This window comes from Streptomyces sp. NPDC090499 (genome assembly GCF_044769305.1).
Lineage (GTDB): Bacteria > Actinomycetota > Actinomycetes > Streptomycetales > Streptomycetaceae > Streptomyces.
Map to the genome: position 1 here is coordinate 164297 of NZ_JBIVXP010000017.1, position 18642 is coordinate 182938.

The following is an 18642-nucleotide window of genomic DNA, read 5'->3' on the forward strand; positions in this document are numbered from 1 at the left end:
TCGCCGGCGCCCGCTGTACGACCGAGGAGGAACCACCCCCGTGACCTGCCGAGTCATCCTCGTGGCCCCGGCCATCACCCCCTCGCTGCGGCGGGCCCGCTTCGACGACGGCGACTCGATCGAGAGGCCCGAGGCGGTCGCGCTGTCCTTGCCGGCCGCGGGCGGGGAGGTCAGTTCACCCAGCGTGCGCTGCCGGGAGACGGCGGCCGCGCTGGGCCTCGACGCCTCGGCGGAGCCCGAGCTGTCGGGCCTGGACGCGGGGCGCTGGCGGGGGCGGACGCTGGACGAGGTCGGTGCCGCCGAACCCGACGCGTTGCTCCAGTGGCTGACCGACCCGGGTGCCGCACCACACGGCGGTGAATCGGTACGGGAGTTGTGCGCCCGGGTCACCGGCTGGCTGGACCGGACGGGCCTGACCATCGGCAGGACGATCGCCGTGGTGGAGCCGGAGGTGGTGCGGGCCGTGGTGCTGCACGCGCTGGGGGCGCCCGAGGCCGCGTTCTGGCGCGTGGACGTCCCGCCGCTGTCGGCGACGGAGATCACGGGCGGCCCCGGGCGCTGGAACCTGCGGCTCGGCCAGGTCGGCGGCTAGGCGCGGTCCGGCACGCTGCCGGAAATGCGGTGGAGCGGTGTGCTCCGTCCTGTCTAGGGTCACGCCATGACCACCCGCACGTTCCGCGTCACCGTCCGCGGCGTCTTCGACGGCCTCAGCGCCGAGCAGCGCGCCGAACTGCTCTCCCACGCCGCCGAGCACGACGTGCTGCGCGCGGCCTTCACGCCCGAGGGCCACCTCAGTTACGACATCACCGCCCGTCCGGCGTTCACCTTCCGCTTCCAGGACACCGGGGAGGACGAGGAGGACATCCTGGTGGCGACCGAGCGCGCCGAGGAGACGGCCAAGGCGTGGCTCACCGAGCGCGGCTACGGCTACAAGAACCTCAGGTCCAGCGCGGAGGACCTCTCCCAGGCGCCCCTGAGCAAGCGGCAGCGCCGGGCGGCGGCGCAGCGGCAGGGCTGACCCCGGCCCCAACTCCGGTTCCGGCGCCGCCGGAACCGGCCATGGCGGCGCGAAGTCGCCGTGGTTCAGGTCACGTCGAGATGTGGCCGGATTGTGGGGAGCCTGTGCCGCGGGCGTGGCATGCTCGGGGGCCACACCGAGTTACCGGCCGGTACTACCCGCCGGTAACCACGATCGGTGTCTCTTCGTCACCCCCCCACCCTCAGGACTGACCTTGCGCAGACGCACAAGGCTCGGGCGTGCCCTCATGCCCGGCTTCGCCGTGACCGCCCTCCTCCTCGCCGCCGGCTGCTCCTCGCCGCCGCACCAGGCCGCCGCCGACGGCCGCGCACGGGAGGCCGCCCAGGTCTCCGACGGCTCCACCGCCGCGGCCGGCACGGACGGCCGGACGCTCGCCGTCGCCGCCGCGCCGGCCACCGCCGCGACCACGGCCGCAGGCTCGGCGGGTACGGGCCGGCCGGCGCACCGCACCACGCTCACCGTCGCCTCGTACGACAGCAAGACCCGACGTGCCGTCATATCCACTGCGAAACACGGGAGTTCGACGGGCAAGGGGAAGACGGCCGCACCCGCCGTCTCCCCCAGCTCCTCGTCGCCGTCGCCGTCGCCGAAACCGTCGCCGTCGGCATCGGCATCCGCCCGGCAGGCCGCTGTCGGTGACGTCATCGCCAGCGCCCCTGCGCCCGGCGCCCCGGACGGGCTGCTCGCCAAGGTGACCAAGGTGCTCGGCGAGACCGACGCGGGCACCGAGGTGCAGACCGAGCCCGCGACCCTCGACGCCCTGCTCGGCGACGACACCGCCAAGGGCACCGTGCCCGTCGACCCGGCCGCCTTCGACGTCGACAAGCTGCTGCCCGACGTCAAGGTCTCCTGGTCCAAGTCCGGCGACGCGCACGTCGGACCCGAGGGTGCCACCGTGCCGCTCGGCAGCCTCCGCCTGGACGTCAGCACCGAGGTGCCGGTCGCCGCGGGTGCGCCGGCCTCCGCCGCGGCCTCGGTCTCCGGCTTCGTCCAGGTCGCCCCGCAGGTCGACTTCGCCTACGGCGGCGCGGGCACCGGCACCGCACCCGGCACCGCCTACCTCGGCGTCTCCGGCGACTGGGACTCCGGCTGGGCGGTCAAGGGGCGGGCCGGGGCCACCGCCACCCCGCTGCGCATCCCGTTCGCCAAGCTGCACGCCGACCCGGTCCTCCAGGTCGGCGCGGTCCCCGTCGTCGTCAACCTCGACCTGACCTGCTACCTCCAGGTGAGCGGCGACGGCAAGATCACGGTCGACGTGGAGCAGAACCTGAAGGGCGCATTCAAGGCGGGCGGCACCTTCGGCACGGCCCAGGGCTGGACCCCGGTCAGCAGCTCGACCATGACGAGCACGCCGGTGCGCACCTCGGTGACCACATCGGGAAGCGTCCGGACCACCCTGGGCGCCGAGGCCTCCGTCGGCCTCTACGGCAGCGTGGGCGTGACGGCCGACCTGGCGCCGTACCTGCGCGGCGAGGCCACCGGCACGGTCACCGCCACCTCCGCCACCCCGGGCGCGGACGCCCAGGGAACCTGGAACCTCTACGGCGGTGTCGACCTCTCCGGCACCCTCCGCCTCCAGCTGTCGGTCTTCGGCACACCGGTACTGGAGCGGGGCATCCCGCTGGGCGCCCTGCACCGTGAGTGGAAGCTGGCCGGCGGCACCCTCTGACCTCGGGTCAGGCCGCGCCGCCCGGTATCCAGCCCTGGCCGCGCAGCACCGCCGAGACGTCCGGCGCCCGGTAGTGCTCCCCCTTGAGCACCTTGCCGTCGGCCCGGCGGGCCACCTGCCCGTCGGGCCCCAGCTTGCTCATGTTGGACCGGTGGATCTCGGCGAGCACCTCGTCGAGGTCGATCCCGTGCACCAGCGCGGTGCCGTACGCCAAGTAGACCACGTCCGCCAGTTCGTGCGCGAGCCGGTCGAGAGGCCCCTCGACCGCGACCTCGGCGACCTCCGCGGCCTCCTCGGCGAGCAGCTCCCCGCGGTGCGCGGCCAGTTCGGGAGAGACCTCGGTCGGCGTGGTACGGGCGGCCAGGCCGAAGGCGTGGTGGAACTCCCGGACGAGCCGGGCGGGCGAGGTACCGCTCGGGGCACCGGGGACGGAACTGGTCATGCGAACGACTCTAGCGGCCGCCACTGACAGCCCCGGTCCGCCGCCGTGCCCCCGGCCCCGACCCCGGCCCCGACCCCGGCCTCGCCCCCGGCCCTGGTCAGGACGGTGACCGGCTGGCAGGATCGCGCGCATGTCCAAGCTGCTCCCCCGTATCGGCAGACGCCGCGCCCTCCAGTGTGCGACCGCCGGCGTCGTCGCGTTCGGCCTGCTGCTGTGGTGGCTGCTGCCGCTCGGCGAGAAGCCGCCGACCGGGACCATCGTCTTCAGCACCGGGACGCTGCGCGGCGTCTACCAGGAGTACGGCGAGCGGCTCCGCACCGAGCTGCGCAAGGACATGCCCGGCCTGAAGGTGAAGCTGGTGCAGAGCAACGGGTCGTACGAGAACGTCCGGCGGGTGGCGACCGGCCACGCCGACTTCACCATCGCGGCGGCCGACGCGGTGGAGACGTACGAGCTGAACGACGGCCCGGACGCGGGGCTGCTGCGCGGGGTGGCGCGGCTCTACGACGACTACGTCCAGCTCGTCGTACCCCGCGACTCCGGCATCACCGACGTGGCGCAGCTGCGGCACAAGCGGGTGGCGGTCGGGCTGCCCAACTCGGGGGTGCGGCTGATCGCCGACCGGGTGCTCAGGGCCGCCGGGGTGGACCCGGCGAAGGACATCACACCGGTGTCCGAGGGCATAGACACCGGACCGGACCAGCTGCGGCGCGGCAAGATCGACGCGTTCTTCTGGTCGGGCGGGCTGCCGACCAAGGGGCTGCTGGACCTGGCGAAGAAGTTCAGCTTCACGTTCGTCCCGATCGAGGGAAGCCTCGTCACCAAGCTGCACACCGAGGGCGCGGCCTCGCTCTACTACCGGGCGACCAACATGCCGGAGTCGGCGTACCCGTCCGTGCAGCAGGGCACGACGGTGCCCACGATCGCGGTGTCCAACGTCCTGATGACCCGCAAGGACGTCGACCCGCGCCTCACCGAGTGGGTGACCCGCACGGTCATCAAGAGCCGCGACGACATCGGCAACCACGTCCACTCGGCCCAACTGGTGGACCTGCGCACCGCGATCTACACGGACCCGCTGCCGCTGCAGGAGGGTGCGCGCCGCTACTACCGCTCGGTGAAGCCTTGAGATGCTCTGGCTGCGGCGCCCCGAAAGGGGCGCGGGGAACTGCGCGAGCAACCCCCACCCACCCGCACCCGGACCACGACCGCACCCACCCGCCCCCGTCTCTCAGCGACCCCGCGGCACGGACACAGTCACCCGCAACCCCCGCGGCTCATGGTGCTCGTACTCGATCGCACCGCCACCCGCCGCCAGCAGCGCCCGCGTGATCGACAGCCCCAGCCCCGACCCCTTGACGTTCTGGTGCCGCCCGCTGCGCCAGAACCGGTCCCCCACACGCGCGAGTTCCTCGTCCGTCAGCCCCGGCCCCGAGTCGGTCACCACGACCGTGGCAACGTCACCGTCGGCGGCCACGGTCACCTCGACCAGGCCGCCCTCCGGCGAGAACTTCACCGCGTTGTCGATCACCGCGTCCAGCGCGCTGGACAGCGTGACCGGGTCGGCCCACCCGGTGGTCGGCGCGCAGTCCCCGGTCAGCCGGACCCCCTTCGCCGCGGCGGCCGGCGCCCACGCGGCGATCCGCTCCTCGGCGAGCCTGCCGAGGTCGGTCGTCATCAGGACCGCCTCGGCGTGCTCGGCCAGCGCCAGATCGAGCAGGTCGTCCAGGACCTGCGCGAGCCGCTTGCCCTCGGTGCGGACCGAGGCGATCTCCTCGTTGTCCTCGGGCAGTTCGAGGGCGAGCAGCTCGATGCGCAGCAGCAGCGCGGAGAGCGGGTTGCGCAGCTGGTGGGAGGCGTCGGCGACGAAGGCCCGCTGCTGCTCCAGCACGTCCTCGACGTTGTCCGCCATCTCGTTGAACGCCCGGGCCAGCCGCCTGAGTTCCGGCGGGCCGCCGGCCGCCGCGACCCGGGACTTGAGCCGGCCGCTGGCGATCGCGTGCGTGGTGGCGTCGAGCACCCGTACCGGCCGCAGCACCCACCCGGTCAGCCGCAGCGCCGCTCCGACGGCGAGCAGCATCGCCGTGCACTCACCGGCGCCGATGACCAGCCAGTCGCGCAGGGTGCGGGAACGCATCGGCCCGGTGGGCGAGTCGGTGACCACCACGGCGACGACGTCGCCGTCCCGGATCACCGGTGAGGCCACCACCAGCCGGCTGCGCTGCCAGGGCCACACCTGCGCGGGATCGTGGCTGCGGCGGCTGAGCAGGGCCTCTTCGAAGGCCTCCCGGACCTCGCCGGTCGCCGGCAGCACCCAGTCGTCGGGCGCGTTGGCCATGGAGGACGCGTTCCGGTAGAAGACGCCCGCGCGGATGCCGTAGACGCCGTAGTAGCTGGCGAGTTCACGGCGGAGGGTCTCCAGGCGGTCGTCCGTGCCCGTCGGGCGCGCGGTGGTGGTCGCGTCGGTCACGAACTGGGCGAGGGCGGCGAACCGCGCGGTGTCGTCGATGCGGTCGACGACGACCTTCTGCTGCTGCGCGGAGGCCGTGCTGACGGCGAGCGGAACGCCGAGCGCGAGCAGCACGGCCGCCATCAGGACGATGAGCAGCGGAAGGAGACGTGTGCGCACCCGTCCCCGCTACGCGGCCGGGGCGACGAGCCGGTAGCCCACGCCGCGTACGGTCTCGATGAGCGCGGGCATGCGCAGCTTGGCGCGCAGCGAGGCGACGTGCACCTCCAGGGTGCGGCCGGTCCCCTCCCAGCTGGTGCGCCAGACCTCGCTGATGATCTGCTCCCGGCGGAAGACCACGCCGGGCCGCTGGGCCAGCAGCGCCAGCAGGTCGAACTCCTTGCGGGTGAGCTGGACGACCTTGCCGTCCACGCTGACCTGACGGGTGGGCAGTTCGATGCGGACGGCGCCGAGCCGCAGCGCGCTGTCGCCGTCGGCCTGGCCGTCCTCGTGGTGGGTGCGCCGGCTGACGGCGTGGATCCGGGCGAGCAGTTCCCCGGTGTCGTACGGCTTCACCACGTAGTCGTCGGCGCCGAGGTTGAGACCGTGGATGCGGGAGCGGACGTCCGAGCGGGCCGTCACCATGATGACCGGGGTGCTGGTGCGCTTGCGGATCTTGCCGCAGACCTCGTAGCCGTCCTGGTCGGGCAGGCCGAGGTCGAGGAGGACGACGTCGTAGCCGTCGCTCTCGGGGACGAGGGCCCGCAGTGCCTCCTCGCCGCTGCGGGCGTGGGTGACGGAGAACCCGTGCCGGGCCAGCACCGCGGAGAGTGCGGCGGCGACGTGGTTGTCGTCCTCGACGAGCAGCAGTCTCATCCCGGCCCCCTCCGGTTCAGCGGTCGTACGGTCGTGGTTCGTCGTCGGCTTGCCCATGGAAAACCCACGCGTTGTAGAAAACGCGCACGCGCGCGTGCACGAGGAGCAGTCACGCTGATGGACGCCGACGGCGTCAAGTGGGTTCCGGTGGCGGGCGGGTTCCGTTACGCGGCCGATACCCGGGCGGCGGTCCGCGCTACGACCCGTGTCCGACTGCTACCGGATCGTGATGCTCAGATCTCCCTCAGATGTAATGACGCTGGTCATTGGCTCTCACTACATTCCTCGGAAACCGAGGAGGACGGAGCCCAAAAGCGATGACCGAAGTATCGGTGGCCGTGCAGGACGTGGCCGCGACCGGCGAGCTGGTCGTCCTGAAGAGCGTCAACAAGCACTTCGGCGCGTTGCATGTGCTCCAGGACATCGACCTGACGATCGCCCGCGGTGAGGTCGTCGTGGTGATCGGGCCCTCCGGGTCCGGCAAGTCCACGCTGTGCCGCACCATCAACCGCCTGGAGAGCGTCGACTCCGGATCGATCACCATCGACGGCAGGCCACTGCCCCAGGAGGGCAGGGAGCTGGCCCGGCTGCGCGCCGACGTCGGCATGGTCTTCCAGTCCTTCAATCTCTTCGCGCACAAGACGGTGCTGGAGAACGTGATGCTCGGGCAGGTCAAGGTCCGCAAGGCGGACCGGAAACAGGCCGAGGAGAAGGCCCGCACCCTGCTCGACCGGGTCGGCGTGGGCACCCAGGCCGACAAGTACCCCGCGCAGCTCTCCGGCGGCCAGCAGCAGCGCGTCGCCATCGCGCGGGCGCTGGCCATGGACCCGAAGGTCATGCTCTTCGACGAGCCGACCTCGGCCCTCGACCCCGAGATGATCAACGAGGTCCTGGAGGTCATGCAGCAGCTGGCCAGGGACGGCATGACGATGATCGTCGTCACCCACGAGATGGGCTTCGCCCGCTCGGCCGCGAACCGGGTGGTCTTCATGGCCGACGGCCGGATCGTCGAACAGGCCACGCCGGACCAGTTCTTCAGCAACCCGAGCAGCGACCGGGCCAAGGACTTCCTGTCGAAGATCCTGCACCACTGAGGCACGGCAGGCCCCGCTTCTTTTCCACAGACGTCTCCGCAGTCGTCCGCACAGTCGTCTCCACAGCCGTCTCCGCAGACGTCCGCACAGTCGTCTCCACAGCCGTCTCCGCAGACGTCCGCACAGTCGTCTCCACAGCCGTCTTCACCAAAACGAGGGATGTTCATCATGCAGCTCCGCAAGGTCACCGCCGCCTCGGCCGCCGTGCTCGCGCTCGCCCTGTCCGCCACGGCGTGCGGCAGCGGCGACAAGGACGACAGCGGTTCCTCGGGCGGCGGCGAGATCAAGGTCGGCATCAAGTTCGACCAGCCCGGTCTCGGCCTCCAGGAGCCCGGCGGTTCCTTCTCGGGCTTCGACGTGGACGTGGCCACCTATGTCGCCGGCCAGCTGGGTTACAAGCCGAACCAGATCAAGTTCGTGCAGACCAAGAGCGCCGACCGGGAGAACGCCCTGGCGCGCGGCGACGTGAAGTTCATCGCGGCCACCTACTCGATCACCGACGAGCGCAAGGCGAAGGTGGACTTCGCCGGGCCGTACCTGCTGGCCCACCAGGACCTGCTGGTCAAGAAGGACTCGACCATCGCCAAGGGCGCGGACCTCAACGGCAAGAAGCTGTGTTCCGTGACGGGTTCGACCTCGGCGCAGAACATCCAGCAGACCATCGCCCCGAAGGCCAACCTCAAGGAGGTCGGCACCTACTCGGAGTGCATCGCCGGCCTGCAGAGCGGCGCCGTCGACGCGGTGACCACGGACGACTCGATCCTCGCGGGCTTCGCCGCGCAGGACAAGTACAAGGGCCAGTTCAAGCTCGCCGGCCTGAAGCTGAGCAACGAGAACTACGGCATCGGCGTCAAGAAGGGCGACTCCGCGACCGTCGGCAAGATCAACACGGCGCTGGAGAAGATGGTCAGCGACGGTTCCTGGGACAAGGCCGTCACCAAGAACTTCGGCCCGGCCGAGTACAAGAACGAGCCCGCCCCGAAGATCAGCGTGATCGTCAAGTAAGGCTTCGCGCAAGGCGGAACCGAACCCCGCGCGGGTCGCGGGAATGCGCCGACGCAGGGATCCCGCAGTCCATCGCGCGGTTCCTCGCGCGCGCCGCCGCCACCGCTTCCCCGGCGGCGGCGCGCCATGCCCTCCACGTACGCCACACACCCGGAAGCGCGGGAAATCGTGTTCGACTTTCTTCAAGGCTACGACGTCCTAGGGGCGTTCTGGACGACGGTGGAACTGACCGTCCTCTCGGCCGTCGGCTCCCTGGTCTGGGGCACCCTGCTGGCCGCGATGCGGGTCAGCCCGGTCCCGCTGATGCGCGGGTTCGGCACCGCCTACGTCAACATCGTCCGGAACATCCCCCTGACGGTCATCGTCATCTTCACCTCGCTCGGCCTCGCCGACATCTTCGGCGTGACGCTGGGTGCCTCCGACTTCAAGGTCCAGGGCTTCCGCCTCGCGGTGCTCGGCCTGACCGCCTACACCGCGGCCTTCGTCTGCGAGGCGATCCGCTCCGGCATCAACACCGTGCCGCTCGGACAGGCCGAGGCGGCCCGGGCGATCGGGCTGAACTTCTCGCAGACCCTGCGGCTGATCGTGCTGCCGCAGGCCTTCCGCGCGGTGATCGGCCCGCTGGCCAACGTCCTGATCGCGCTGACGAAGAACACCACGGTGGCGGCCGCGATCGGCGTCGCCGAGGCCGCCGCCCTGATGAAGACGATGATCGAGAACGAGGCCCAGACGCTGGCCATCGGCGCGGTCTTCGCCCTCGGCTTCGTGGTCCTGACCCTCCCGACCGGCCTGTTCCTCGGCTGGCTCGCCAAGCGCCTGGCGGTGAAGCGATGAGCTCCGTCCTCTACGACACGCCCGGGCCCCGCGCCAAGCGGCGCAACGTGGTCCTCTCCGTCCTCTTCGTGCTGGTCCTCGCCCTCGCGGTCTGGTGGGTCTGGCAGAAGATGGACGACAAGGGCCAGCTCAAGTGGGACCTGTGGCAGCCGTTCACCACCTCCGAGGCGTGGACCACGTACCTGCTGCCGGGCCTCGGCAACACGCTCAAGGCCGCGGCGCTCGCCATGGTCATCGCCCTCCCGCTGGGCGCGGTCTTCGGCATCGCCCGCATGTCCGACCACGCCTGGGTGCGGATACCGGCCGCCTGGATCGTGGAGTTCTTCCGCGCGATCCCGGTGCTGCTGCTGATGCTGTTCGCCAACGAGTTCTACGTCCGCTCCACCGACGTCGGCAGTGACGAACGGCCGCTGTACGCGGTCGTCACCGGCCTGGTGCTCTACAACGCCTCGGTGCTCGCCGAGATCGTACGGGCCGGCGTCCTCGCTCTCCCCAAGGGGCAGACGGAGGCGGCGTACGCGATCGGGCTGCGCAAGGGGCAGACGATGACCGGCATCCTGCTGCCGCAGGCGGTCACCGTGATGCTGCCGGCCATCGTCAGCCAGCTCGTGGTGATCGTGAAGGACACCGCGCTGGGCGGTGTGATGCTGCAGTTCACGGAGCTCCTCACGGCACGCGGCACACTGGCCGCCAACTACGCCAACGTCATCCCCAGCTTCGTCGTCGTCGGCGTCGTCTTCATCCTGCTGAACCTCGCGCTCACCACGTTCGCCTCCTGGCTGGAGAAGCGGCTGCGGCGCAGCAAGCGCGGCACCGGCGCGGTGCTGGGCGCCGAGGACGTCAGCGACCTGAACGCGGCGGAGATCAGCGGTACCTTCGCGACCGGGGCGGGCGGAGCCAACGCCTGACTCCGGGTCAACCCGAACGACACACACGGAGGCAGCGGCCGTACGGCCGCTGCCTCCGCCGTTTTCCCGTGCGCCACGGCACCCGCGCGCCCGCCATGCTGACGTGTCCCCGGGTGCGCCGCTTGACCGGGTGGCGCCCAGTCTGTTGCATACGTTCTGTGATCGTGCACCCTGCTCCAACAATCTGTTCAACTGTGTCCGTCGGGACGTACGTACGGGCAGGGGGCGCCGCGCCGTGGACCCGGTGATCATCGTCGGAGCGGGGCCCGTCGGGCTCACGCTCGCCCTGGCGCTGGCCCGCCAGGAGGTGCCGTCCGTCGTCCTGGACGAGGGTCCGGGCAAGGACGAGCCGCGCCCGGCGCGCACGGTGGTGCTCCGTGAGGACACCGCCGCACTGGTGACGCGCCTGTCCGGCACACCGCTGGCGGACCTGGGCGCCCGCTGGACCGGCTGGCGGTCGATGCGGCGCCGCCAGGTGCTGCGCGAGGTCGTCTTCGACGACGCCGGCGAACCGTCCCCGCTGCACGTCGCCCAGCACGTGCTGACCAACGTCCTGCGTGCCGCGATCGCCGACGAACCGCTGGTCAGGATCGCCACCGACAGCCGCCTGGACGCCGTCGAGCAGGAGCGCTCCGGTGTCACCGCGCACACCCGGGGCCCCAGGGGCACCTGGTGGCGCGGCAGTTACCTGGTGGGCTGCGACGGCCCCCGCTCGACCGTCCGCAAGCTCCTGGACATCCGCTTCCCGGGCCGCACGGCGGTGGAACGGCACGCGGTCGCCGCGCTGCGCACGGAACTTCCGTGGCCCGGTCAGGCGTTGCTCCATCGGACCCCGCCGTGGCGGACGTCCGGGCCCTCGGCCGGGGAGGTGACCGCCCGCCCCCTCCCGGACGACGTGTGGCGCCTGGACTGGCTGCTGCCGCCCGGCAAGGACCTGGTCACACCCGAGCTCCTGGTGGCCCGGATCCGCGAGACCCTCGCGGGCTGGACGGGCAGCACCACACCGCCGTACGACCTGCTCGACACCGGCGTCCACACCGTGCACCACCGCCTCGCCCGCAGGTGGCGGGTGGGCCGGGTGTTCGTCGCCGGGGACGCCGCGCACCTGCTCGGCGCGCTCGGGACGCACGGCCTCGACGAGGGGCTGCGCGATGTGGACAACCTCGCCTGGAAGCTGGCCCCGGCCTGGCACCACGGCCCGCACGAGGCGCTGCTCGACAGCTACCAGACCGAGCGGCGCGCGGTGGTCGCCGCCCGGCTGCGCGCCGCCGACCAGGCGCTGCCGGTACTGCGCGGCGGTGGCGGGCTGCGCGGGTTCGTCCCCGGCGCGTCCCGGGGGCACGACGCGCTCCTCACCGAAGGTCACCTGGGGCACGGTCCGCTCGGTGCGCCGGGGGCGTACGCGGACTCGCCCCTCGCCCCCCGGCAGCTGGAGCACGAGATCGCGGTCGGCACCCCGCCGGGGACGCCGGTCACCGATGTCCGGGTCACCGCGGAGGACGGCACCTTCGTGCAGCTGCGCTCCCGCCTCGGCCGCGGCGCGCTGCTCGTCGTCCTGATCGCGCCCGGTACGGGGGTGTGGGACCGTAAGCACTGGGTCTCCGCCGGGATCATGCCCCGGCTCGCGGCGGCCGTGACCGCGCTGCCGCACCCCGCCGAGCTGCTGGTCGCCGAGGCCTACCCGGGCGCCCCGGCGCACACGGTGCTGCTCGTGCGCCCCGACGGCCACCTCGTCACCGCCCTCAACGGCGTCCGCCCGGCCGACCTGTACGCGGCGGCCGAGGCGACGCTGGGCGGCAAGGACGGGGAGCAGAGCGAGCAGGCGGAGAGCGGCGAGCAGGCGGAACAGCGGGCCGGGGCGGAGGCCGGCTCCCCCACGCGGTGACCGGGCGGTCCACCCGCCGACCGTCCACATGCTGACGGTGAGTTGACCGGCCTGCACCGGCGTGGTGTACTCCGCATCGTGAACGACACCACTGTGCGCCTGTGGCGGAAGGTCCATGTGGACCTGGTCCGCTATGCGGGCTGCGTGTGTCTTCCGTCCTGCTGACTTCGCATCTCTCTTCTCTCTCCGGGCGCCGTCTGCGCCTGCTTCTGCGAACCCTCATCAGGATCGGTGCACGTGTCTGCCTCTCTCCCGTCGTCCTCCGTTTCCCCGTCCGCCCACGCGCCCGGCGCTGCGCCCACCCAGGCGGACCTCCTCGACTTCGTCCGGCGCACGGCCGCCGACGCCGAGCTGATCGCCTCGCTCCCGCTCGACCCCGAGGGCCGCACCTGGGTACGGCTCGACGGCCCGGCCGGCAGCGAGGCATGGCTGATCGGCTGGCCTCCCGGTTCCGGTACCGGCTGGCACGACCATGCCGAGTCGGTCGGCGCCTTCCTCACCGCCGCCGGTGAGCTGAAGGAGAACTCGCTGGCCACGCGGCTGCCCACCGACGGCTGGCAGACCCTGGAACTCTCCGAGGGTGTCGACCGCGAGCGCCGGCTGCCGGCCGGGAAGGGCCGCTCCTTCGGCCGCGACCACGTCCACGAGGTACTGAACGTGTCCACCGAGCACCACGCGGTCTCCGTCCACGCCTACTACCCGCCGCTGCCGCGGATCCGCCGCTACAGCCGCGCCGGACAGGTGCTGCGCCTGGAGCAGGTCGAGCGCCCCGAGGACTGGCAGTGAGCGGCACCGAACCGGCGGAGCCGCGTCCGGTGGGCATCGACGAGCTGCTGGAGCGGGTGCGCGCGGGCTACCGGCGCATCGAGGCGCAGCAGGCGTACGACGCGGCGCGCACCGGCGAGGCCCTGCTCGTCGACATCCGGTACGCGGCGCTGCGCGAGCGGGACGGCCTGATACCCGGTGCGCTCGTCGTAGAGCGCAACGAACTGGAGTGGCGCCTGGACCCGCAGGGCAGCCACAAGACCCCCGAGGCCACCGGCCACGACCTCCAGGTCGTCGTGATCTGCAACGAGGGCTACGCGTCCAGCCTGGCCGCCGCCTCCCTGCACCAGCTCGGCCTGCACCGGGCGACGGACCTGATCGGCGGCTTCCAGGCATGGCGGACGGCGGGCCTGCCGGTCACGCCACCGTCGTCCTAGTCCCTACGGCTCCCCGGTCCCGGTCGAGTCCGTACGGCTGTCGATGAGTGCGCCGAGACCGTCGAGCACCCGGCCGAGGCCGAACTCCCAGGCGTGACCTGGGCTGTACGCGGCACCGTGCGCGGTACCCGCCGCCGTGCCGACGCGGGCGGCGGTGGGGTAGGCACGCGGGTCGAGAACCTTTTCGAGCAATGGGGCGTTGGCCGCCCACCACTGCTCGTCGTCCAGCGCGCTGTCCTCCTGAGCGACGCGTGCCTCTGCCGCCGAGCGGGCGTTGGCCTGGACGAAGGTGAGCAGAAAGGTCAGGGCGGCGTCCATCTCCACGTCGTCGAGCCCGAGTCCGTCCAGTGCCGACAGCTCGTGTTCGTACTTGGCCATCATTCCCGGCCCCAGCGGCGGACGGCCGGTGGAGATCGTCGCGGCCCACGGGTGTGCCTCGAACAGCGCCCGGTTCTCCCCGGCCACCGCGATCAGCCGGGCCCGCCATGGCCGGCCGGTGGTATCGGCGCGGGACATCTGCATGTAGGCGGTGTCCAGCATGAGATCCAGAAGCTCGGCCTTGCCCGGCACATACGTGTAGAGGGTCATCGGGACGACCCCCAGCTGCTGCGCGACGCGGCGCATGGTGACCGCGTCCAGACCCTCGGCATCCGCCAGCCCGACGGCGACGGTGACGACCCTGTCGATGTTCAGCCGCTGCCGGGGCCCACGCCGCGGGGCGGCGGGGACCCGCCAGAGCAGTTCCAGGGAGCGGGCCGGATCACCGGCACTGCTTCGGTCGAGAGGCATCTGGACATCCTCCCCCACCATTACTCTGTACGCAGTACACTGTACCGCGTACAGAGTAATCCTCCAGGTCAGGGCCAAAGCCAAGGAGCTCTCGTGTCGATCACCGCTTCCGCCGTCTCCCTCAACGTCGACGACGTCGTGGCGTCCAGCGCCTTCCTCACCGACCACTTCGGGTTCCGCGAGGAACTGGCCGCCGACGGCTTCGCCTCGCTGACCCGCGACGACGCCGGGATGAACGTCGTCTACCTGCGGCGCGGCCTGGCCTCGCTCCCCGCGGACCAGCGCGAGGACCATGCCGACGGGGTGATCCTCGCCTTCGTCGTCGACAACCTCGAAGCCGAACTGGCCCGCCTGACCGCCGAGGGCGTCACGATCACCATGCCCCTGCGCGAGGAGCCCTGGGGCGAGCGCGCCTTCCAGGTCACCGACCCCAACGGCGTCATCGTCCAACTCGTCGACTGGAACGCGCCCGGCGGCCACTGAGGCGATGCGGCGGAGCCCCCGCAGGAGGTCGCGGTCGACGACCAGGCCGGTGCCGACCGGGGTCAGCGGCCGGGCGAGGAAACCGGCCTTGCAGGCGCGGACGGTCTTGAGGGCGTAGCGCAGTTACCCCCTCCGGGGCCGACACCCCGTCAGAAGTCCCCGCCCTCCAGGAACTCCGCGTCCTCGCCCTCCTCCTCCAGCGCCCGGCGGACGACCCGGAGGGCCATGCCCTCGGAGTACCCCTTGCGGGCGAGCATCCCGGCGAGGCGGCGGATCCGTCTGTCGCGGTCGAGGCCCCGGGTGGAGCGGAGTTTGCGGGCGACGAGTTCGCGGGCCGTCTCCTCCTCCTGCTCGGAGTCGAGCTGGGCGACGGCCTCGTCGATGAGCGCCGAGTCGACACCCTTGGTACGCAGTTCCTGGGCGAGCGCGCGCCGGGCCAGTCCCCGGCCGTGATGCCGGGACTCCACCCAGGCGTCCGCGAACGCGCTGTCGTTGATCAGCCCGACCTCCTCGAACCGCGACAGCACCTCCTCGACGACGTCGTCCGGGATCTCCCGCTTGTGCAGGGCGTCCGCGAGCTGTTTCCGGGTGCGCGGGGTCCCGGTGAGCAGGCGCAGACAGATCGCCCGCGCCCGCTCAGCCGGGTCCGCTGGAGGTTCCCCCTGCTCGGCCCTCGACGAGGAGGAGGAACCCCCGTCCTCACCGGACGGCTCGCCGAAGCCACGCCGGCGTCGCGTCCCGGGCTTGCGCGAGCCACGGCCGGGTGACCCGTGCCCGCGAGGCCTGCCCGTGCCGTCGCCGTACGCGCCGTCCCCCTCGTATCCCCCGTGGTCGGCACCGCCCGTGCCGTAGGCCTCGTCCCCGGGGGAGCCCGGGGCACCCCCGGTGCCCCTCCCCCGTGAGGCACCGGGGGACGTGTACTCGTGGTCGGCCCAGTCGGTTCGTCGTGTCACGGCGTCAGCTCTTGGCGGTGACGGCCTTGGGCTTGGTGACCTTGGCGGCGGCCGGGGCGGGCACCGCCTTCACCGCGTCGTCCGGGGCCGCGGTGGTGGTGACCGCCGCGTCCGCGCCCGGCTCGGCGGCGGGCGTCTCCGGGCGGACACCGACGCCCAGCTTCTCCTTGATCTTCTTCTCGATCTCGTTGGCCAGGTCGGGGTTGTCCTTGAGGAAGTTGCGCGCGTTCTCCTTGCCCTGGCCGAGCTGGTCGCCCTCGTACGTGTACCAGGCGCCGGCCTTGCGGACGAAGCCGTTCTCCACGCCCATGTCGATCAGGCCGCCCTCGCGGCTGATGCCCTGGCCGTAGAGGATGTCGAACTCGGCCTGCTTGAAGGGCGGCGCGACCTTGTTCTTGACGACCTTGACGCGGGTGCGGTTGCCGACCGCGTCCGTGCCGTCCTTGAGCGTCTCGATGCGGCGGATGTCGAGCCGCACCGAGGCGTAGAACTTCAGCGCGCGGCCACCGGTCGTGGTCTCCGGGGAGCCGAACATCACGCCGATCTTCTCGCGGAGCTGGTTGATGAAGATCGCGGTGGTCTTGGACTGGTTGAGCGCGCTGGTGATCTTCCGCAGCGCCTGGCTCATCAGACGGGCCTGGAGACCGACGTGGCTGTCGCCCATCTCGCCCTCGATCTCCGCGCGCGGGACGAGCGCGGCGACGGAGTCGATGACGATGAGGTCGAGGGCGCCGGAGCGGACCAGCATGTCCACGATCTCCAGGGCCTGTTCGCCGTTGTCGGGCTGGGAGAGGATCAGGTTGTCGATGTCGACGCCGAGTTTCTGCGCGTACTCGGGGTCGAGGGCGTGCTCCGCGTCCACGAACGCGACCTGGCCGCCGGCCTTCTGGGCGTTGGCCACGGCGTGCAGGGTCAGGGTCGTCTTGCCGGAGGACTCCGGTCCGTAGATCTCCACCACACGGCCGCGCGGCAGGCCACCGACACCGAGGGCGACGTCGAGCGCGGTCGAGCCGGTCGAGATGACCTCGATGGGCTCCTTGGCCCGCTCGCCCATGCGCATGACCGCGCCCTTGCCGAATTGCCGTTCAATCTGTGCGAGCGCGGCTTCGAGAGCCTTCTCGCGGTCGGTTCCTGCCATGGGTTCCACCCGGTTTGCTTGAGTCGATCGCTTCACGTCAAAGACGCTAACGCCTGCCACTGACAATGCGCCCCGACGCCGGTTCGACCTGTGGACAACTCGGGGATGTATCCGCCGAAACCATGTCGAACTGCCGCCGGGATCCCCGTCGTGGGCCGTTCCGGAGCTTCCATAAGAATGGATGTTCGATTTTCGTGTCAAGCGCACCACGCGGTACTCCCGCCACTTCCCCGCAGGGTGCTCACCCACCGCTCACCCGCTGCCCGCCCACCGCTTTCCCGCGGGCTCCGGGCGTACGCGGCACGCGTGCCGGAGCGCGCGGCACTCCGGGGGCGGCAGCCGGAAGCGGGACCGCGGGGCGGTGGTCCGCACCACCCGGCGAGGCGTTCACCCGATCGTGAGTTTCCGCCTGCCCGCGCCCGTCGTGCGGCGATGCTCGAAGAGGCGGCCGGGGAGAGCGCCGCCCCTGGGTGCCGTGGGTGGGAGAGCGCATGACACGTGAGACGGGACGACGTGGTCCGGACGAGCAGGCCGTGCTGCTGGCGGCGGGGCTGGCCGATCTGGCCGTGAGCACGGTGGGCACCGCCTTCGGGACGTTACGGGGGCTGCTGCGCCGCTCGGACGCCGGCGCGCTGGCGGCGGAGGCCGAGCACGACCTCACCGCGCGGGGGCGTCTGGTCCTGGACCGGTACGCCGCCGTGCCCCCGGCCCATCTGGAGATCCTCGCCCGGCACGCCCTGGCCCGGCGGACCGCCGACGATGACTGACCGCTGGGATCCGGCCGCCTTCAAGAACCGCGTCGACGACGTGCTGAGCGGGTTCGTCGCCGAGGAGGCCGGCCTGTTCGCGGCGGTCGACCCGCTCCTGGGCCCGGTGGCCGAGCAGCTGGAGGCGGCGGTCGCGGACGGCAAACGGCTGCGGGCGGCGTTCTGCTACTGGGGCTGGCGTGCGGTGGGCCAGCCGGACAGCGACGCGCTGGTGCGGGCGGCGGCCTCCATGGAACTGGTGCACGCCGCCGCCGTCGTCCACGACGACCTCATCGACGACAGCCCCCTGCGGCACGGCCGCCCCACCCCGCACGTCGCCCTGCGTGCCGCCGTGCAGGACCGTCCGCACGCCGACGACACCGCGCGGTCGCTGGCGATGCTCGTGGGCGATCTGCTGATGTCACTGGCCGGGCAGCTGTTCGCGGCCTGCGGGCTGCCCGCCGCCTACCTGGCCCGGGCCCGGCCCCTGTGGTCGGTGCTGGCCCGGGAGCTGATCGCGGGCGAGTGCCTGGAGATCCTGCGCACCGGAGCCGGTCCGGACACCACGGCCTCGCTGAAGGTGATCCGCTACAAGACCGCCAAGTACACCGTCGAGCAGCCCCTGTTGATCGGCGGCGCCCTGGCCGGGGCCGGTGAGCGGCTGCGCGAGGGCTACTCCGCGTACGGACTGCCGCTGGGCGAGGCCTTCCAGCTCCGCGACGACCTGCTGGGCCTGTTCGGAGCACCGGAGCACACGGGCAAGGCCAACGCCGACGACGTCCGCGGCCACCGGCCCACCGCCCTGCTCGCGGAGACCTGGCGCCTCGCCCGTGCCGACGACCGGGAGCGGCTGGGCGCGCTGCTCGGCTGCCGTGATCTGGACGCGGACGGCCTGGACGCGGTCCGCGAGGTGATGTGCCGGCTCGGGGCGCCCGACCGGATCGAGCACATGATCGGTGCGCGGGTCACGGAAGCGCTCGACGCCCTCCACGGACTGAACGTACCGGCCCCCGCCGCCGGCGCCCTGACCGCACTGGCCCACTCGGCCGCGACCCGCCTGTCCTGACCCCCACGGGTGGCCCGGACCACGTCCGCGACGAACCACGACGCCCCGCGGCGACCCCGGCGAC

Annotated in this window: 21 protein-coding genes; 15 read left to right on the top strand and 6 right to left on the bottom strand. The window is 72.0% G+C overall.

The features are described from left to right. Positions 1-40: 40 nt before the first annotated feature. From ACIQVL_RS40500 to ACIQVL_RS40510, 3 genes are all read left to right on the top strand, one after another. The gene (locus tag ACIQVL_RS40500; RefSeq protein ID WP_403439379.1) at positions 41-592 is read left to right on the top strand and encodes a histidine phosphatase family protein; all 552 of its coding nucleotides are present in this window, start codon (positions 41-43) and stop codon (positions 590-592) included. A gap of 66 nt (positions 593-658) precedes the next feature. Then, the gene (locus ACIQVL_RS40505) at positions 659-1018 is read left to right on the top strand and encodes a DUF6204 family protein (RefSeq protein WP_403477930.1); all 360 of its coding nucleotides are present in this window, start codon (positions 659-661) and stop codon (positions 1016-1018) included. Positions 1019-1265: 247 nt separating this feature from the next. Continuing rightward, positions 1266-2708 (top strand): hypothetical protein, encoded by a 1443-nt coding sequence (locus ACIQVL_RS40510; protein ID WP_403477950.1) that lies wholly within the window; start codon positions 1266-1268, stop codon positions 2706-2708. 7 nt (positions 2709-2715) lie between these two features. Here the strand turns inward: ACIQVL_RS40510 and ACIQVL_RS40515 are convergent, their stop codons facing one another. Continuing rightward, entirely contained in the window at positions 2716-3150 is a 435-nt protein-coding gene (locus ACIQVL_RS40515; protein WP_403477931.1) for a MazG nucleotide pyrophosphohydrolase domain-containing protein, read from the bottom strand. A 130-nt stretch (positions 3151-3280) separates the two neighbouring features. Between ACIQVL_RS40515 and ACIQVL_RS40520 the strand changes: the two genes are divergently transcribed. Further along, positions 3281-4279, top strand: coding sequence for a TAXI family TRAP transporter solute-binding subunit (locus ACIQVL_RS40520; RefSeq protein WP_403439384.1), 999 nt, complete (start codon positions 3281-3283; stop codon positions 4277-4279). Between the two features lie 102 nt (positions 4280-4381). Here ACIQVL_RS40520 and ACIQVL_RS40525 read toward each other — a convergent pair whose 3' ends face one another. Together ACIQVL_RS40525 and ACIQVL_RS40530 are read right to left on the bottom strand one after the other, a co-directional pair. After that, the gene (locus tag ACIQVL_RS40525; protein ID WP_403477932.1) at positions 4382-5779 is read right to left on the bottom strand and encodes an ATP-binding protein; all 1398 of its coding nucleotides are present in this window, start codon (positions 5777-5779) and stop codon (positions 4382-4384) included. A 9-nt stretch (positions 5780-5788) separates the two neighbouring features. Further along, positions 5789-6475 (bottom strand): response regulator transcription factor, encoded by a 687-nt coding sequence (locus ACIQVL_RS40530; RefSeq protein ID WP_403477933.1) that lies wholly within the window; start codon positions 6473-6475, stop codon positions 5789-5791. Between the two features lie 317 nt (positions 6476-6792). Here ACIQVL_RS40530 and ACIQVL_RS40535 point away from each other — a divergent pair, with 317 nt between their 5' ends. The 8 genes from ACIQVL_RS40535 (at position 6793) to ACIQVL_RS40570 (ending at position 13403) form a co-directional block, all read left to right on the top strand. After that, positions 6793-7569, top strand: coding sequence for an amino acid ABC transporter ATP-binding protein (locus tag ACIQVL_RS40535; protein ID WP_403439389.1), 777 nt, complete (start codon positions 6793-6795; stop codon positions 7567-7569). Between the two features lie 168 nt (positions 7570-7737). Continuing rightward, complete coding sequence (locus ACIQVL_RS40540; RefSeq protein ID WP_403477934.1) at positions 7738-8574, top strand: glutamate ABC transporter substrate-binding protein; 837 nt, start codon at positions 7738-7740, stop codon at positions 8572-8574. Between the two features lie 168 nt (positions 8575-8742). After that, a complete protein-coding gene (locus ACIQVL_RS40545) occupies positions 8743-9408 on the top strand; it encodes an amino acid ABC transporter permease (protein ID WP_093498731.1) in 666 nt (221 codons plus the stop codon). Continuing rightward, the gene (locus ACIQVL_RS40550; protein ID WP_403439394.1) at positions 9405-10316 is read left to right on the top strand and encodes an amino acid ABC transporter permease; all 912 of its coding nucleotides are present in this window, start codon (positions 9405-9407) and stop codon (positions 10314-10316) included. The genes ACIQVL_RS40545 and ACIQVL_RS40550 overlap by 4 nt, the downstream gene beginning before the upstream one ends. A 235-nt stretch (positions 10317-10551) precedes the next feature. Further along, the gene (locus ACIQVL_RS40555) at positions 10552-12201 is read left to right on the top strand and encodes an FAD-dependent monooxygenase (RefSeq protein WP_403477935.1); all 1650 of its coding nucleotides are present in this window, start codon (positions 10552-10554) and stop codon (positions 12199-12201) included. Between the two features lie 93 nt (positions 12202-12294). Continuing rightward, positions 12295-12366: a putative leader peptide gene (locus ACIQVL_RS40560; RefSeq protein ID WP_311737274.1), complete on the top strand. Its 72-nt coding sequence runs from the start codon at positions 12295-12297 to the stop codon at positions 12364-12366. A 66-nt stretch (positions 12367-12432) separates the two neighbouring features. Further along, positions 12433-12987: a cysteine dioxygenase gene (locus ACIQVL_RS40565; protein ID WP_403477936.1), complete on the top strand. Its 555-nt coding sequence runs from the start codon at positions 12433-12435 to the stop codon at positions 12985-12987. Beyond that, positions 12978-13403 (top strand): rhodanese-like domain-containing protein, encoded by a 426-nt coding sequence (locus ACIQVL_RS40570; RefSeq protein WP_403439452.1) that lies wholly within the window; start codon positions 12978-12980, stop codon positions 13401-13403. Before ACIQVL_RS40565 ends, ACIQVL_RS40570 begins: the two co-directional genes overlap by 10 nt. 3 nt (positions 13404-13406) lie before the next feature. Here the strand turns inward: ACIQVL_RS40570 and ACIQVL_RS40575 are convergent, their stop codons facing one another. Beyond that, positions 13407-14192 (bottom strand): TetR/AcrR family transcriptional regulator C-terminal domain-containing protein, encoded by a 786-nt coding sequence (locus ACIQVL_RS40575; RefSeq protein WP_403439400.1) that lies wholly within the window; start codon positions 14190-14192, stop codon positions 13407-13409. A gap of 93 nt (positions 14193-14285) precedes the next feature. Between ACIQVL_RS40575 and ACIQVL_RS40580 the strand changes: the two genes are divergently transcribed. After that, positions 14286-14675 carry a VOC family protein gene (locus ACIQVL_RS40580; RefSeq protein WP_403439402.1) on the top strand — a complete coding sequence of 130 codons (390 nt, stop codon included), beginning with the start codon at positions 14286-14288 and terminating at the stop codon, positions 14673-14675. A 149-nt stretch (positions 14676-14824) separates the two neighbouring features. Here ACIQVL_RS40580 and recX read toward each other — a convergent pair whose 3' ends face one another. Together recX and recA are read right to left on the bottom strand one after the other, a co-directional pair. Further along, positions 14825-15628, bottom strand: a complete 804-nt coding sequence (gene recX, locus ACIQVL_RS40585) for a recombination regulator RecX (RefSeq protein WP_403477937.1) — start codon at positions 15626-15628, stop codon at positions 14825-14827. A 4-nt stretch (positions 15629-15632) separates the two neighbouring features. Next, entirely contained in the window at positions 15633-16766 is a 1134-nt protein-coding gene (recA, locus tag ACIQVL_RS40590) for a recombinase RecA (protein WP_403477938.1), read from the bottom strand. Between the two features lie 491 nt (positions 16767-17257). Here recA and ACIQVL_RS40595 point away from each other — a divergent pair, with 491 nt between their 5' ends. Together ACIQVL_RS40595 and ACIQVL_RS40600 are read left to right on the top strand one after the other, a co-directional pair. Then, positions 17258-17533, top strand: coding sequence for a polyprenyl synthetase (locus ACIQVL_RS40595; RefSeq protein ID WP_403439408.1), 276 nt, complete (start codon positions 17258-17260; stop codon positions 17531-17533). Next, positions 17526-18578 (top strand): polyprenyl synthetase family protein, encoded by a 1053-nt coding sequence (locus tag ACIQVL_RS40600; protein WP_403439409.1) that lies wholly within the window; start codon positions 17526-17528, stop codon positions 18576-18578. The genes ACIQVL_RS40595 and ACIQVL_RS40600 overlap by 8 nt, the downstream gene beginning before the upstream one ends. The last annotated feature ends 64 nt before the right edge of the window (positions 18579-18642 follow it).

What these genes read in the sequence shown, in the direction of transcription:
- ACIQVL_RS40540 (WP_403477934.1), top strand. Translation starts at nt 7,738, where the DNA reads ATGCAGCTCCGCAAGGTCACCGCCGCCTCGGCCGCCGTGCTCGCGCTC.
- ACIQVL_RS40550 (WP_403439394.1), top strand. Translation starts at nt 9,405, where the DNA reads ATGAGCTCCGTCCTCTACGACACGCCCGGGCCCCGCGCCAAGCGGCGC.
- ACIQVL_RS40510 (WP_403477950.1), top strand. Translation starts at nt 1,266, where the DNA reads ATGCCCGGCTTCGCCGTGACCGCCCTCCTCCTCGCCGCCGGCTGCTCC.
- ACIQVL_RS40520 (WP_403439384.1), top strand. Translation starts at nt 3,281, where the DNA reads ATGTCCAAGCTGCTCCCCCGTATCGGCAGACGCCGCGCCCTCCAGTGT.
- recA (WP_403477938.1), bottom strand. Translation starts at nt 16,766, where the DNA reads ATGGCAGGAACCGACCGCGAGAAGGCTCTCGAAGCCGCGCTCGCACAG.
- ACIQVL_RS40505 (WP_403477930.1), top strand. Translation starts at nt 659, where the DNA reads ATGACCACCCGCACGTTCCGCGTCACCGTCCGCGGCGTCTTCGACGGC.
- ACIQVL_RS40515 (WP_403477931.1), bottom strand. Translation starts at nt 3,150, where the DNA reads ATGACCAGTTCCGTCCCCGGTGCCCCGAGCGGTACCTCGCCCGCCCGG.
- ACIQVL_RS40535 (WP_403439389.1), top strand. Translation starts at nt 6,793, where the DNA reads ATGACCGAAGTATCGGTGGCCGTGCAGGACGTGGCCGCGACCGGCGAG.
- ACIQVL_RS40530 (WP_403477933.1), bottom strand. Translation starts at nt 6,475, where the DNA reads ATGAGACTGCTGCTCGTCGAGGACGACAACCACGTCGCCGCCGCACTC.
- ACIQVL_RS40595 (WP_403439408.1), top strand. Translation starts at nt 17,258, where the DNA reads ATGACACGTGAGACGGGACGACGTGGTCCGGACGAGCAGGCCGTGCTG.
- ACIQVL_RS40600 (WP_403439409.1), top strand. Translation starts at nt 17,526, where the DNA reads ATGACTGACCGCTGGGATCCGGCCGCCTTCAAGAACCGCGTCGACGAC.
- ACIQVL_RS40575 (WP_403439400.1), bottom strand. Translation starts at nt 14,192, where the DNA reads ATGCCTCTCGACCGAAGCAGTGCCGGTGATCCGGCCCGCTCCCTGGAA.